This is a genomic window from Curtobacterium aurantiacum (assembly GCF_018598555.1).
Lineage (GTDB): Bacteria > Actinomycetota > Actinomycetes > Actinomycetales > Microbacteriaceae > Curtobacterium > Curtobacterium aurantiacum.
This window is the reverse complement of the sequence record NZ_JAHEWN010000012.1, coordinates 19,798-33,389: the sequence shown is the minus strand read 5'-3', so window position 1 is coordinate 33,389 and position 13,592 is coordinate 19,798. Positions and strand designations below refer to the sequence as shown.

Below are 13,592 nucleotides of genomic sequence, written 5' to 3'. Positions count from 1 at the left end.
GTCGACGGCCGTCAGCGCCGTCAGCGCCGACGTGGGTCGAGTGCGGCGCGCAGCGTGTCGCCGAGCGCGATGACGGCGAGCACGGTCACGGCGAGGAACGCCGCGGGCGCGATGAGCATGTGCGGTGCGCGGAGGAACTGCGACGTCGCCGCGGACAGCTGCAGCCCCCACGAGATCGCCGGGCGTTCCAGTCCGATGCCGAGGTAGGTCAGCGACGACTCGGACACGATGACCCCGCCGACGGTGATGGTGGCGAGCACGAGCAGCGGCGAGATCGACGACGGCAGCACGTACCGGGTGGTGATCCGCCACGTCGACAACCCCATCGTCCGGGCGGCGAGCACGAACTCGGCGCCCCGGACGCTGCGCACGCTCGACCGCACGAGCCGGGCCATCGTCGGCCAGCCGAACAGGGCGAGCACGAGCGACACGGTGAGCACCGACCGCTCCCCCACGCTGTTCAGCACGACGACGGCGCCGAGCAGGAACGGGAACCCGAGGAACACGTCGGTGAGCCGGGCGAGGACGGCGTCCACCCATCCGCCGACCATCCCCGCGACGGTCCCGACGACGACCGCCACCATGCCGGCGAGCACGGTCGTGAGCACCGCGACGGCGATCGACGACCGGGTGCCCCAGACGACGTTCGCGTACACGTCGCAGCCCTGCAGGTCGAAGCCGAACGGGTGCCCGGCGGTCGGTGCCGCCCCGCTCCGGCCGAGGTCGCACACCCGCGGGTCGCCGTGGCCGAACAGGCCGGCGAACAGCTGCGGGAACGCCGCGATGAGCAGGACCACCACGAGCACCGACGCGGGCACCCAGAACCCCGGCGTCCGTGCGGCGGCGAGCAGTGGCCGGCGCCGGACCCCGACGACGGGTTCGACGGTGGCGCCGAGGGCTTCGGTGGTCATCGCGAGGCTCCTGTCCGGACGCGCGGGTCGAGGGCGGCGTGCAGCAGGTCGACGAGCACGCTCGTGACGAGGAACACCAGGATGAGGGCGGTCGAGATGCCGACGACGACGGCACCCTCGTGCGAGCGGATGCCCTGGAACAGCAGGTTCCCGACACCCGGCAGGTTGAAGATGCCCTCGATGATCACGGTGCCGCCCATCAGGTACCCGAGGTCGGTCGCCAGGTACGTCGCCGTCGGGATGAGCGAGTTCCGCAGCACGTGCACACCGACGATCCGGCCCGGGGCGAGCCCCTTCGCACGGGCCGTCCGCACGTAGTCGGCATCGAGCGTCTCGATCATCGAGGTCCGGGTGAGCCGGGACACCGCGGCCAGGCCGAACAGGGCGATCACGAACGCCGGCAGGACGTAGGCGGTCGGCCACCCGGCGGTGACACCCGCGACCGGGAACCAGTGCAGCCGCACCGAGAACACCAGCTGCAGCGCGACGCCGAGGACGAACACGGGGACGGCTCCGACGACGATGGTGCCGACGAGCACCGTCTTGTCGAGCACGGTGCCGCGCTTGAGCGCCGAGACCACGCCGAACCCGATGCCGAGGACGATCTCGAGCGCCCAGGCGCTCAGCGCCAGCGTGATCGTCACGGGCCACCGCGAGGCCATCTGCTCACCGACGGGCTGCCCGTTGAAGTCGGTGCCGAAGTCACCCCGGAACAGGCCGCCCAGGTACTGCACGTACTGCAGCCACAGCGGCTGGTCCAGGTGGTACTCCGCCCGCAGCGCCCGCACGACCGAGTCGGTGAGCGGGCGCTCGCCGCCGAGCGCCTTGATCGGGTCGCCGGGCAGCGCGAACGTCATCGCGTAGATGAGGAAGGTCACCCCGAGGAACACGATGACCAGGCCGCCGAGTCGGCGACCGACGGCGAGCGTCGGACGCATCACGCGCCTCCCGAGACGGTCGCCGACACCGGCCGGGAGGCGCGGGTCGGGTCCGCCACGTGCGCCGCGCAGGCGAGGATCGCCCCGTACTGCACCCCCACGAGCTTCCCCACCGGGATCGGCTCGGCACCCGCCGACGCGTCCGCCTGCCAGTGCGCGTACCGCTCGGCCAGGCGGTCGCGGAGCCGCCGGAGCGGCGCGGACGCCATGCCGGCGGTCGTCTCCGCCTCGACGGCACGCAGGAGCATGCCGCCGTAGCGCAGGCGGAAGCAGCGGACGAGGTCCTCGCAGCCGAAGCGCTCCGCGACGGTGGCCGTGCGGTCCGCCGGTTCCCGCTCGGCCCGGCGGCGGTCGGTGTCCGCGATCCCGGCGAGCATCGGGACGAACGCCCGGGAGGCCTCGACGAACGGGGACGGGATCGAGAGCATCGGCGACGCCTCGTCGAGGAACGCCTGCAGTTCCGCACCCGAGGCACCGAGGTCGTCCGCGCACCGGCGCAGCAGGTCGGCGTACGACTCGTCGGTCGGGGTCGGGTCGTCGGCGTCGGGGTGGCTCCAGTACGGCAGCTCGGCCACCATGCAGAGGGCGCCGTGCCGCATCGCCCACGCCGCGCTCGAGCCGCCGTGGATGTGCTCGCCGGGGTCGACGCCGAGCTCCTCGAGGTAGGCGTACGCCGTCTCGATGCCGTCCATCGCGAACACCGCCGGGGCGAGCTCCCGCAGGTACGGCGACTCGGGCTCCCCGGTGTCGAGCGGCAGCCCGAGTGCGGCCGGGACCGCGTGCAGGGTGTCGACGACGGCGGGCAGGTCCTCGGACAGGTAGTAGTAGACGCCGCCCATCTCGCCGTTGTGCAGGCTCACGAGCAGGTCCGGCTCGGTGTCGTCGATGAGCCGCATGAACGCGAGCGTCTCGGGCAGCACCCGGTCGAAGTACACCGACCTGTAGCTGTTCGGGAACGTCCACTCGACCTGGCTGTCCGGGGCGGGCCGGTAGAAGTGCCTCGAGTAGAACACCCGGTCGTGCGGGTCGTGGAACCACGCCTCGTTGAGCCGCATGCCGTCCGGGTCGATCGTCGGGACGATGTGCCAGGTGACGTCGAGCCCGGCCATCCGTTCGTCACCGAGGGCCGCCTCGGCGAGGTGCAACGCCGTCCACGAACCGATGGGCTCGTTCGGGTGCACCCCGCCGACCACGACGGCCGCGTGCGACCCGGTGCCGATGCGGTAGCTGTGCAGGGGTTCGCCGAGGCGGCTCGTGCCGATCCTGGTGACCGTGACCCGGTCGGGGTGCGCTGCGGCGAGCGCCGCGAACCGGGCGTGCAGGTCGTCGACGAGCGGGAAGCCGTCGCGGTCGGGGACGCCCCGGACCAGGTCGAGGATGGTGTGCTGCTCCATGCCCGCCCTACTTCACGGCGATCTGGGCGATGACGGGGCTGCCCGCGACCGCCGGCAGCTTCGCGATCTTGTCGCTCGTGACGTACGAGTACTTGTCGAAGAAGGTCGGGACGATCGGGAAGTCCTCGAGGACCGCCTCCTGCGTCTTCGTGTAGTACCCGTTCGCCTCGTCCTGCGACCCGGCGGAGTCGGCCTTCGCGAGCAGCGAGTCGACGTCGTCGGACTGGTAGTAGCCGGTGCACGGGGCACAGCCGCCGGCCGTGGTGAACAGCGCGCGGAGCGTGTTCTGCTGGCTGATGTAGAGCGCGCCCCAGTGGCCGAAGTGCGGGCCGGCGACCTTCTTGTCGGTCAGCTCCGAGTAGTACGACGCCCAGTCGGTGGTGGCCTTCGCCTCGGCGTCGACGCCCAGGTTCTGCCGGATCTGGTTGGCGTACGCCTCGTACAGGGAGTCGAGGCCGGTGCCGCCCGGGTAGACGAGCGTCATGGTGCCGTCGAACCCGCCGGCGTTGGCGAGGAGCTGCTTGGCCGCCGCGGGGTCGAACTCGCAGGCGTCCCCGCAGATGCCCTCTTCCGTGCCCGACATCGACGGTGGGGTGAGGGCGGTGGCGGGTTCGTACAGGCCGCCGTAGATGGCGTCGTTCACCTGGTCTCGGTCGATCGACATCGAGATCGCCCGGCGCACGTCGGGGTCGGAGTACCGGTCGTCCCACAGCGGGAACCCGAGGTAGTCGATGCCGGGGGCGTCGAAGGAGTGCAGGCGGTCGCCGAAGTCGGCCTTCGCGCTCGTCATCTTGTCGGTCGGCAGGAACAGCACGTCGGCGTTGCCGGCCAGGACGTCCGTGTAGGCGGTGTTCATGTCGGAGTAGCTGCGGAAGGTCACCTCGTCGGTGGCGGGCTTCGTGCCCTCGTAGTCCTTCCAGGCGGTGACGGTGAACTCCTGGTCCGCCTTCCACGCCTTCGTCATCTCGTACGGGCCGTTGCCGATCGGCTGCTTGTCGTACGCCTTCAGGTCGTCGTAGGCGGCCTCGGGCATCGGGTAGAACGCCGTCTGGGCCTGGCTGAGCTGCAGGGGGAACTGGCTGTCCGCGTGGGTGAGCGTGACCGTGAAGGTGTCCTTGCCGGTGACCTCGAGCCCCGACATCTCCTTGGTCTTCGGGGCGCCCTTCGCCGGGTTGAGGTCCGTGTACCCGACGATCCCGGCGAGCTGGCCGCTGTTCTCCCAGGCGTTCGGGCCGTAGGCGACGTGGTTCCAGGCCTTCACGTAGCTCTCCGGCGTGACGGCCTCGCCGTTCTGGAACGTCCAGCCGTCCCGCAGCGTGATTGTCCAGGTGGTGGCGTCGTCGCTCTCGACGCTCTTCGCCGCCACGTACCGCAGGTCCCCGTCGGCGTCGGTCTGGGTGAGCGGCGCGAAGACGCTCATCACCTGGTCGAAGGCCACGGTCTGCCGCCCCGGGGTCAGGTGGTCGGGCTCACCGGTCGCGTACACCAGGGTCGAGGCCGCGTCGTCGTCCGCGGTGCCGCTCGCGGAACAGCCGGTCGCCACCAGTGCCAAGGTTGCCGCTGCGGCCAGCGCGGCGATCGTCCTGCGTCGCATGATCTCTCCTCGATCGGGTGCGGCCGGATCCCTGCCCGGTCGTCGTGGTGGGAAAGCTAGGCCGGTTCGAATCCCGTCCACAAGACTTCTTTCAATCGACTCTGAAAGTTTTACCGCGCAGAAACACCGGCGAAACGACACCCGTCGCGCGCTCCGGCACGGTGTGCCACGCTCGGACCATGCGCCACACACCGCACTTCCTGATGACCGACGTCGACGAGGTCCGACGCCTCATCACCGGGAACCCGTGGGCGACGATCGTGTCGCACACCGCGGCCGGGCTGGTCGCCTCGCACTACCCGATGCTGCTCGAGACCCCCGGCCCCGACGACGACCCGGACGCCCTTGTCCTGGTGTCCCACGTCGGCCGCCCCGACGAGGTCGCGCACGAACTCGGGCAGCACGAGGTGCTCGTCGTGTTCCAGGGCCCGCACGGCTACGTCTCCCCCGCCTGGTACCCGCCGGAGCAGTTCGTGCCGACCTGGAACCACGTCACCGCCCACGTCTGGGGCACCCCCGAGATCCTGTCCGACGACGAGAACTTCCGGGTGCTCGGCGAACTCGTCGACCACTTCGAGCGGGTGATGCCCTCGCCCGTGTCGTTGCAGATCGACGAGGAGACCGCCCGCCGGATGGCCAAGGGCACCGTCGGGATCCGCATCCGGGTCACCCGGTTCGACGCCCGCGCCAAGCTGTCGCAGAACAAGGCCCCCGAGGTGATCGACCGCATCGTCGCCGGGCTGCGGGGCGACGGCCCCTACGCGTCGGCGGCGCTCGCCGACGAGATGGAGCGAGCGCACGCTGCGCGTGTCGACGACCTGGAGGAGCGGTGAGCGAGATCCTGCTGCGCACCGTCCGGCGTGTGGGCACCTCCGGAGCCCCTGCCGACGTCCGCATCGTCGACGGTCGCGTCACCGAGATCGCGCCGACCGGCACCCTCGACCCCACGAGCGCCGACACCGACGTGGTCGAGGCCGCCGGCGCCTGGCTCGGTCCGGGGCTCCGCGACCACCACACGCACTTCGACCAGTGGGCGCTCGTCCGCCGCCGCGTCGACGTCACCGGCTGCGACTCCGCCGAGACGACCGCCGACCTGCTCGCCGCGGTCGCGCGGGCGGGCGTGGCGGACCGAGTCCTGGTCGGACACGGGTACCGCGACGGGATGTGGCCGCGCCCTGCGCGACGCGAGCTGCTCGACCGTGCCGCACCGGGCCTCCCGGTCGTCGTCATCAGCGCGGACCTGCACGCGGTGTGGTGCAACGCCCTCGCGCTCGCGCACTTCTCCGCGACCGTCGGCCGCCCGCTCGAGGCGGGCGAGGACGGGGTCCTGCGCGAACAGGACGCGTTCGACGTGACCGGCGCGCTGTCGCAGGTGCCGGACGACCTGCTCGACGCCTACGTGGCGGACGCTGCCGAGGCGGCGGCGGCCCGAGGGGTGACGGGCGTCGTCGACCTCGAGATGCGCTTCGGGCTCGACCGCTGGCGCCGCCGGATCCACGCCGGCACCGACGCGATCCGGGTCGCGTCCGGGGTGTACCCGGCCGAGCTCGAAGAGGCCATCGCCCGGGGGCTGCGGACCGGCGACGTGGTCGACGGCACGCGGGGTCTGCTCACGATGGGGCCGTTCAAGGTGGTCACGGACGGATCGCTCGGCACCCGGACCGCCGCGATGACCGACGGCTCCGGCGTGCTCGCCTGGCCGTTCGAGGACCTCGTGGCCATCACCCGCCGGGCCGTCGACGCCGGGCTCGTCCCCGCGATCCACGCCATCGGCGACCGGGCGAACACCCTCGCCCTCGACGTGTTCGAGACCGTCGGGGTCCGTGGCACGATCGAGCACGCGCAGCTGCTCGTCGACACCGACGTCGACCGGTTCGCCCGGCTCGGGGTCGCCGCGTCCGTGCAGCCCGAGCACGCGATGGACGACCGGGACATCGCCGACCGGCACTGGGCGGGGTTCACCGACCGGGCCTTCGCGTTCGCCTCACTCGCCCGGGCCGGGGCACGCGTGCTGCTCGGGTCGGACGCGCCGGTGGCGCCGCTCGACCCGTGGGTGTCCATGGCCGCGGCCGTCGGGCGCGACCGCGACGGCCGGGAGCCGTGGCAGCCGGCCGAACGGCTCTCGTCACTCGTCGCGTGGCAGGGCTCGACGGACGGCCGGGTCTCGGTGTCCGTCGGCGACGTGGCGGACCTGGTGCTCGTCGAGACCGACCCGCTCGTGGCGTCGTCCGCCGGCCTGCGGGCCATGCGGGTGCTCGGCACGGCCGTCGCCGGGCGGTTCACGTACCTGGAGGTGTGAGCGGGCGGGTGCGCCGTCGGCGGTGCGCTACTTCTGGTCCTTCGGGCACCAGTAGAGCTTCCGGCCGGCCATGTCGGCCATCCGGATCTCGGTGCCGCACACCCGGCAGGGCTCGCCCTGGCGGTGGTAGACCCAGTGGCGGTCCTTCCGCGAGCGCAGGGCCTTCTTGTGGTCGGCCTCGGACAGGTCGTCCATCGTCATCATCAGGCCGTCGCGGACCCCGTCGTGCAGCAGCTTCGACCAGTCCGCCCAGAGCGCCTTGGCCTGCTTGACGGTGATCTTCTTGCCCGGCTTGTACGGGTCGATGCGCTGCCGGAACAGCAGTTCGGCGCGGTAGATGTTGCCGATGCCGGCCACGACGGACTGGTCCATCAACAGCTGGCCGATCGCGACGTTCCGACGGCGGACGTTGTCGACGAAGGTCTTCTCGGCCTCGGGTCCGTCGTCGTTCATCGGGTCGGGGCCGAGCTTGTCGAGGGCGCGCTGCACCTCGGCCGGGGTCTCCACCACGCAGGCGGTCGGGCCGCGGAGGTCGGCGACGGTGTCCTCGGTGAGGATCCGCACCCGGACCTGGCCGACCGGATCCGGCGGGAAGGACTCGATCGGGTCCTCCACCTTCTCCTGCTCGGCCATCCGGTAGCGGGCCAGCCGGGGTGCGCCGATCGAGCTGAGCGACTCTTCGCGGTCGTCGTCGTCGGACAGCGCCTCGGCGGTGGAGATCATCCCCGCGAAGTCCCATGCCCCGTAGAGCCCGAGGTGGACGCGGAGGAACAGGTCGCCCTCGAACTCCAGGAACATCTGCTTCGCCACGGCACGCGCGGCGATCATGCGCTTGCCGTCGAGCTGCGCGGCCCCGGCGGCGAAGCGACCCTGCGGGCTCGAGACCTCGCAGCGCTTGCCGACGAAGTGCCGGGTGAACTGGTTGGCGATGCGGTGGACGGAGTGACCCTCGGGCATGACTACCGTTCTACCCGGTACCCCTGACGGGCCGGACTACGCGTCGATCTGGCGGCCGGCGATCAGCCCGGTGGTCTCGTACTCGGCGAGCTGCGCGATGCGGCGGGCGTGACGCTCCTCGCCGGAGAACGGCTCGGCGATGAACAGGTCGACGAACCGGATCGCTTCGTCCTCGGTGTGCTGGCGCGCTCCGATGGAGATGACGTTGGCATCGTTGTGCTGCCGGGCGAGGACGGCGGTCGACTCGTTCCAGACGAGCGCGGCGCGGATGCCCTCGACCTTGTTCGCAGCGATCTGCTCGCCGTTGCCGGAACCGCCGAAGACGACACCGAGCGCCTGGACGCCGGCGCGCTGGTCCTGCACCACGGCGTGCGCGGCGTTGATGCAGAACGAGGGGTAGTCGTCGAGCGCGTCGTACTCGGTCGGCCCGTGGTCCACGACCTCGTGCCCGGCTTCCATCAGGTGTGTCGCGAGGGTCTTGTTGAACTCGAGGCCGGCGTGGTCCGTTCCGAGGTGGATGCGCATGGAACCGATCCTATTCCTGCGACTCCGGGGCCCGGACCACGACTGACTACGGCGCGCGGACGACCACCACGAGGTACCGGGTGGGGTCCTCGCCCGGGTTGCGGTAGACGACGTCGGCGGGGTCGCCGAGCTCGATCCGGTCCCCCGCCGCCAGGCGCGTCGGCTCGCCGCCGACGACGACCTCCAGCACGCCGTCGACGACCCAGATGCAGTGCCGCAGGAACGCGTAGGCGGACGCCGGGTAGGCCACGTCGCGGCCGGCCGGGAGGCGCACCTCGGTGACGTCAGCGGGGAACGCCGCGCTCGAGACCGGACGGCGGCGGTACCCGGTGTCGGGATCGGTCCAGGAATCGGCGGTCGCGCCGCGTTGGACCCCACGCGCCTCGTCGGGGTCCGTCGCCCTGGGCACCTCGTGCTCGAGGGCGTCGTCGAGGAGCTGCGAGATCGTCAGGCCGAAGGCACCGGACAGCCGGCCGAGGATCGTCGCGGTGGGGCTGGAGACCCCGCGCTCGACGCGGTTGATCATCGCGCGGGAGACGCCCGACTCCTCGGCGAGCTCGGTCAGGCTCCACTTCCGCTCGGTGCGGAGCCGCTGCAGGCGTTCGCCGAGCGCCCGCTGCTCGGCGACCGAGGTGTCGTCGGTGCCGGTTGCAGGATCGGCGTGCTCGTCGTCTACGATGTGAGACATGACGACAGCATATGCGACGAACGGGGTCGTGATCCGCGACTGCACCCCCGCCGACCTCGACGTCGTGCACGCCCTGCACGTCGATGCCGTGTTGCACTCCACCGCCATCTGGCAGGAGACCCCGCACCCGCGTGCGTACTTCGACGGATGGCTCGCTGCGCGGCAGGGCGACGGCTTCCCGGTGGTCGTGGCCGAGGTCGACGGGGTCGTGGCCGGCTACGCCACGTACTCCCAGTGGCGGCCGCACCAGGGGTACCGGCTGACCGTCGAGCACAGCGTCTACGTGGTCGAGGCGTTCCGCGGCAGGGGCATCGCGACGACCCTGATGGCCGAGTTGGTCGCGCGCGCCACCGCCGAGGGGCGGCACGTGATGATGGCCGGGATCTGCAGCACCAACGCGGGGTCGATCGCCCTGCACGAGCGGCTCGGTTTCACCACGGTCGCGGTCGTGCCCGAGGTCGGGCGGAAGTTCGACCGGTGGCTCGACCTGACGATGATGCGGCTGCCGCTCGTCTGACCGTCGCCGGTCAGTCCGTGCCCGGCATCGGGACGTCCAGGGGCGGTGGCGACCGTCGGAACGGCGGCGCGGTGTCACCGTGCGCGATCGGACGGTGGTCGGCGAACCAGGAGTACGCGACCGCTTCGTCAGCCTCAGCCGGGCTCTCGTCGAGGCAGTCGTTGCACCGCGCGTGCCAGCCGGCCTCGTCGTGCCACCGGTGGGGGTACCCCTTCGTGACCCAGTCCGGCGACCACTTCACGTCGAAGGCGTACACGATCTCAGCGGCGATCCCCCACGCGAGGTTCTTGAGCGCCGCGTCCTCGATGCCCTTGTCCCACGAGAGCCAGCCGTTGCGGAGTTCCTCGAAGACGTTGTCCGCGAGCAGCTCGTGGTTCTTGTCGCCCCACTCGTCGCTCGAGGACCGCACGACGACCGCGGGCACGCTCGGGGTCGTCGCCGGCCCAGCATCGCTCGCCCGGTCCTCCCTGGCCTGGTCGGCGCTGTGGGTCCGCGCGTACCGCTCGCCGTCCGTCGTGTTCATCAGCCAGACCGAGTTCGCGAGGTCGCCGTCGGACTCGCCGGCCCGGGGGGCGCTGACGTAGCGTTCCCGGACGGTCGCAATCCGGTCAGCGGAGCTCCGCTCGGGTTCGACGAACGCGAGCTCCGAAGCGACGCGGACGAACATCCCGCTCGTCAGGAGCCCGCGCCGCATGCCGATCTCGACGCACCGCAACGCCATCGCGCGGGCTCGGGTGCCGTCGGGTTCGTGGTCGGTCCGCGCCATGCGGTGCAGCGCGCGGAGGTCGGTCGCGCACCCGTTCCGGTTGAACTCCGTGAGGTCGAGGAGCAGCTGTTCCTCGGGCGTCCGGGGTGCCGGCTCGGCGCTCGGTGTCAGGCCATCGTCGTGCCGGACACTACGTCGCTGGACCCGGGGGTCCTCCGCATCAGCGGGCGGGATGACGTCGATGTAGGCCTCGTGCCCGGGGAGGGGTTCCCGCATCGCGGCGACGGAGCCGTCCGGCATGGAGCGGACTTCCTCTGCGGGGAAGGGGACGTACTCGAGGCCGGGGTCAGACAACGATCTCGTCTCCGTGTTCTTCGATGACGTTGCCGTCCTCATCCCAGACCGCACGAAGTCGCGGGACCGGGTCCTCACCAGCGAGCTCTCGCCGCGATCGCTCCCGTCCGTACAGCTGTGCGCCTGTCTCCGTCCGCATCAGGTAGCACGGCCAGTACTGCACCTCGTCAGGAGCGAGGTCAATCGTGTAGATCGACGCGACCCTGTCGACGACGGCCTCGACGCTTGCTGTCCAGGTTTCCCAACCGGCACGCCCAGTGCCGTTCTCCTCGTAGTTGCCGACGCACACGAGATCACGCTCGAGCAAACGACCGAGCACGTCGAGGAGCCATTCACGAGTCTCCCCCAACGGCCGACGGCGTCCCTTCTCTATGTTGCCGGTCCAGGCCCACAGGTTCTCGCCGGTCCCGTCCTGGACGGACGCCAGACAGTAGTAGGTGAACTCATTCATCGACATCATCCTTCCGGCATCGCATCGTCGGGGAGGTCATGCGGCGCCGATCCTTCGGGGAGATGCACCTTCACGTTCTCCCATTCCGACGTCTTCGAGTTGTGCACTTCGACCACTGGCCCTCCCGTGCCGCTGTCGCGTCGGTACTGGACGCGTGTTCCGTCAGGGAGGACGACTTGGATGCGGTCGGGTGTCGATCCCGGAGCGAGCGTGCCGCCTCGGCTGAGCTCACGCCATGCCTCGACGGCTTCCTCTGGAGTGTCGACCTCGCGATGCGGCTCGGTCTTCCCCGGGCGTCCGATGGAGCGGATCCGCTCGTTGGCCTCGTCGCCGGTCATCGGTCCGACCACGTCCGTCATGATCCCGGAGCCGCCCGCGACCTCGCGGGGCTTGCCCGTGAGCGGATCGTGCGTCCACGCCCACGCGTCCCGGTCAGCCTGGGCCATCCGTTGCCGCATGGCGTCGGCCGGGGTCTGCTGCTTCGTGTCCCCGCTGAGGCCGAACAGGATGCCCAGCACGCCCAGCGCCGACAGGCCACCGACCGCGCTGCCGGTACCGGCAGCGGTCCCACCGGCGGCACCGAGCCACGGCCACGGGAACTGGAAGGGCGCGGACGGGAAGCCGGGCAGCGGCATCGGAGCCACGAGACTCGCGGTGCGCACGTCGGTGTCGTCCTCGGCGAGCCCCGCGGTCGAGTCACCGCCGCTGACGGCGTGGATCTGCGAGGCGAGTCGCTGCTGCCAGTCACGCCACTGTTCGTTCCAGGCCGAGACTGCCGCCCGGAGCGCCGCGTCCTCGGCAACGAGGCTGGGGACCCGGTCCCACGAGGTGCTCGTGTCGGGCGGCTCGGGCAGCGCAGCGTCGTGACGCTCGACGGCGGCGTGGACCCCGCCGGTGAACGACGAGATCCGCTCGACCAACGCGACGCGGCGTGTCCGGAGTTCGGCGAAGTCGAACGACGCCCGATCGACGAGCGCGTGGAGGTGGTCGACGCTCTCGGCGAGTTCGGTCGCGACGGCGGTGGAACGGTGGGTCATGGCGGGCATCGCGGCGCTCACGCCGGCCATCTCGAACACCGCCGGCATGGTGGACCAGGAGTGCTCGCCGTCCGATGCCGCGGTCCGCACGCCGTCCGATGCGGTACGGAGCGTCGCGGCTGCGTCCACCACGGCGCTCATGTCGAGACGGATCTCGTCGAGCGACGCGACCGAGACCATGCCGCTCATCGCTGCGCCGCGTGGTCGGCGGTGCGCGCCATCTGACCGTCCGCCTCGTCGACGGCGGCGAGTGCGATCGCACCGACCGCACTGACCGCCTGGAGGTGGGTGCCGATCCGCGTCGCGGTCCCCGCGCGCTCCGACGCGAACGATCGAAGCGCCGAGGCGATCTCCGCCGATCCGCTCGCCGATCCGGCGAGCGCGTCGAGCGCTCGCTCGAACTCCTCCGCACGTCGGCTCACGCCGGACGCCGCCGTTCGGACGTCCGCGACGGTCCTCGCGGACGCAGCGCGGTCGACGCGGTACGACTCCCCCATGTGGATCCCCATCCCCCTGATACTTCACCGACGGAACCCACCATAGTGCCGTCTGGAGGCACGTGGCGGTGCCGCCACGTGCCTCCAGTCCGTCAGTCGGTGGTGTCGAAGACCGGGCCGACCGTGCGCGAGCGCTTGAGCTCGAAGAAGCCGGGGTACTTCGCGACGGCGACGACGCCGTCCCACAGGTCGAGCGCCTCCTGGCCCGTGGGCGCCGGGGAGATGACCGGTCCGAAGAACGCGGTGCCCGCGACGGCGATGACCGGCGTGCCGACGTCCTGTCCGACGCGGTCGATGCCGTCCTGGTGGCTGGCACGCACGGCGGCGTCGACCTCGTCCGTCCAGGCGTACTCGAGCAGGTCGGCGTCGAGGCCGAGCTCGGCGAGCACGGCGGGGACGACCTGCTCCGGGTCGGACTCCTGGCGGTGGTGGATGTGCTCGCCGAGGGCGTCGTAGAGCGGCTTGACGACGTCCTGTCCGAGCCGGAGCCTCGCCGCCGTGACGATGCGCGGGTAGACCTGACCGGCGTGCAGGCGCTCCTTGTAGGAGTCCGGGACGTCCTGGTCCTCGTTGAGGACGAACAGGCTCATCACGTTCCAGGTCACGTCGAGGTCGCGGTGCTCGGCCACCTCGCCCACCCAGCGGCTCGTCATCCAGGCCCAGGGGCAGTTCGGGTCGAACCAGAACTCCACGGCGGTGCGCTCGGTGGTGGGGTCGGTCGGGT

The 13,592-nt window shown here is 71.3% G+C and carries 15 protein-coding genes; 3 read left to right on the top strand and 12 right to left on the bottom strand.

The genetic code is table 11. The features are described from left to right. Positions 1-20 precede the first annotated feature (20 nt). Genes KK087_RS11780 through KK087_RS11765 form a run of 4 tightly spaced genes read right to left on the bottom strand, consistent with a single transcriptional unit; the run spans position 21 to position 4,837 of the window. The gene (locus KK087_RS11780; RefSeq protein ID WP_214565490.1) at positions 21-911 is read right to left on the bottom strand and encodes an ABC transporter permease; all 891 of its coding nucleotides are present in this window, start codon (positions 909-911) and stop codon (positions 21-23) included. Then, positions 908-1,849, bottom strand: coding sequence for an ABC transporter permease (locus tag KK087_RS11775; RefSeq protein WP_214565488.1), 942 nt, complete (start codon positions 1,847-1,849; stop codon positions 908-910). Before KK087_RS11775 ends, KK087_RS11780 begins: the two co-directional genes overlap by 4 nt. Continuing rightward, complete coding sequence (locus tag KK087_RS11770) at positions 1,849-3,243, bottom strand: M14 family zinc carboxypeptidase (RefSeq protein ID WP_214565486.1); 1,395 nt, start codon at positions 3,241-3,243, stop codon at positions 1,849-1,851. The genes KK087_RS11775 and KK087_RS11770 overlap by 1 nt, the downstream gene beginning before the upstream one ends. Positions 3,244-3,250: 7 nt before the next feature. Beyond that, complete coding sequence (locus tag KK087_RS11765; RefSeq protein ID WP_250901048.1) at positions 3,251-4,837, bottom strand: peptide ABC transporter substrate-binding protein; 1,587 nt, start codon at positions 4,835-4,837, stop codon at positions 3,251-3,253. A gap of 179 nt (positions 4,838-5,016) precedes the next feature. Here KK087_RS11765 and KK087_RS11760 point away from each other — a divergent pair, with 179 nt between their 5' ends. Then, positions 5,017-5,670: an FMN-binding negative transcriptional regulator gene (locus tag KK087_RS11760; protein WP_214565484.1), complete on the top strand. Its 654-nt coding sequence runs from the start codon at positions 5,017-5,019 to the stop codon at positions 5,668-5,670. Continuing rightward, positions 5,667-7,136, top strand: coding sequence for an amidohydrolase (locus KK087_RS11755; RefSeq protein ID WP_214565482.1), 1,470 nt, complete (start codon positions 5,667-5,669; stop codon positions 7,134-7,136). Before KK087_RS11760 ends, KK087_RS11755 begins: the two co-directional genes overlap by 4 nt. A gap of 27 nt (positions 7,137-7,163) precedes the next feature. On the opposite strand, the gene KK087_RS11750 is transcribed toward KK087_RS11755, so the two are convergent. Genes KK087_RS11750 through KK087_RS11740 form a run of 3 tightly spaced genes read right to left on the bottom strand, consistent with a single transcriptional unit; the run spans position 7,164 to position 9,306 of the window. Next, positions 7,164-8,093, bottom strand: coding sequence for an Fpg/Nei family DNA glycosylase (locus KK087_RS11750; protein WP_214530411.1), 930 nt, complete (start codon positions 8,091-8,093; stop codon positions 7,164-7,166). Between the two features lie 36 nt (positions 8,094-8,129). Further along, complete coding sequence (locus KK087_RS11745) at positions 8,130-8,618, bottom strand: ribose-5-phosphate isomerase (protein ID WP_214565480.1); 489 nt, start codon at positions 8,616-8,618, stop codon at positions 8,130-8,132. Between the two features lie 46 nt (positions 8,619-8,664). Continuing rightward, positions 8,665-9,306, bottom strand: coding sequence for a helix-turn-helix domain-containing protein (locus KK087_RS11740; protein WP_214565478.1), 642 nt, complete (start codon positions 9,304-9,306; stop codon positions 8,665-8,667). Here KK087_RS11740 and KK087_RS11735 point away from each other — a divergent pair. After that, positions 9,305-9,823, top strand: a complete 519-nt coding sequence (locus tag KK087_RS11735; RefSeq protein ID WP_250901047.1) for a GNAT family N-acetyltransferase — start codon at positions 9,305-9,307, stop codon at positions 9,821-9,823. The two genes, KK087_RS11740 and KK087_RS11735, sit on opposite strands and share 2 nt — an antisense overlap. A gap of 10 nt (positions 9,824-9,833) precedes the next feature. Here the strand turns inward: KK087_RS11735 and KK087_RS11730 are convergent, their stop codons facing one another. The 5 genes from KK087_RS11730 to KK087_RS11710 form a co-directional block, all read right to left on the bottom strand. Next, positions 9,834-10,883, bottom strand: coding sequence for a hypothetical protein (locus tag KK087_RS11730; protein ID WP_214565476.1), 1,050 nt, complete (start codon positions 10,881-10,883; stop codon positions 9,834-9,836). Further along, positions 10,876-11,334: a hypothetical protein gene (locus KK087_RS11725; protein ID WP_214543688.1), complete on the bottom strand. Its 459-nt coding sequence runs from the start codon at positions 11,332-11,334 to the stop codon at positions 10,876-10,878. The genes KK087_RS11730 and KK087_RS11725 overlap by 8 nt, the downstream gene beginning before the upstream one ends. Before the next feature lie 5 nt (positions 11,335-11,339). Continuing rightward, complete coding sequence (locus KK087_RS11720; protein ID WP_214565474.1) at positions 11,340-12,560, bottom strand: hypothetical protein; 1,221 nt, start codon at positions 12,558-12,560, stop codon at positions 11,340-11,342. Further along, the gene (locus KK087_RS11715; RefSeq protein ID WP_214565472.1) at positions 12,557-12,880 is read right to left on the bottom strand and encodes a hypothetical protein; all 324 of its coding nucleotides are present in this window, start codon (positions 12,878-12,880) and stop codon (positions 12,557-12,559) included. Before KK087_RS11715 ends, KK087_RS11720 begins: the two co-directional genes overlap by 4 nt. An 80-nt stretch (positions 12,881-12,960) precedes the next feature. Continuing rightward, a complete protein-coding gene (locus KK087_RS11710; RefSeq protein ID WP_250901054.1) occupies positions 12,961-13,521 on the bottom strand; it encodes a mycothiol-dependent nitroreductase Rv2466c family protein in 561 nt (186 codons plus the stop codon). Positions 13,522-13,592: the final 71 nt, after the last annotated feature.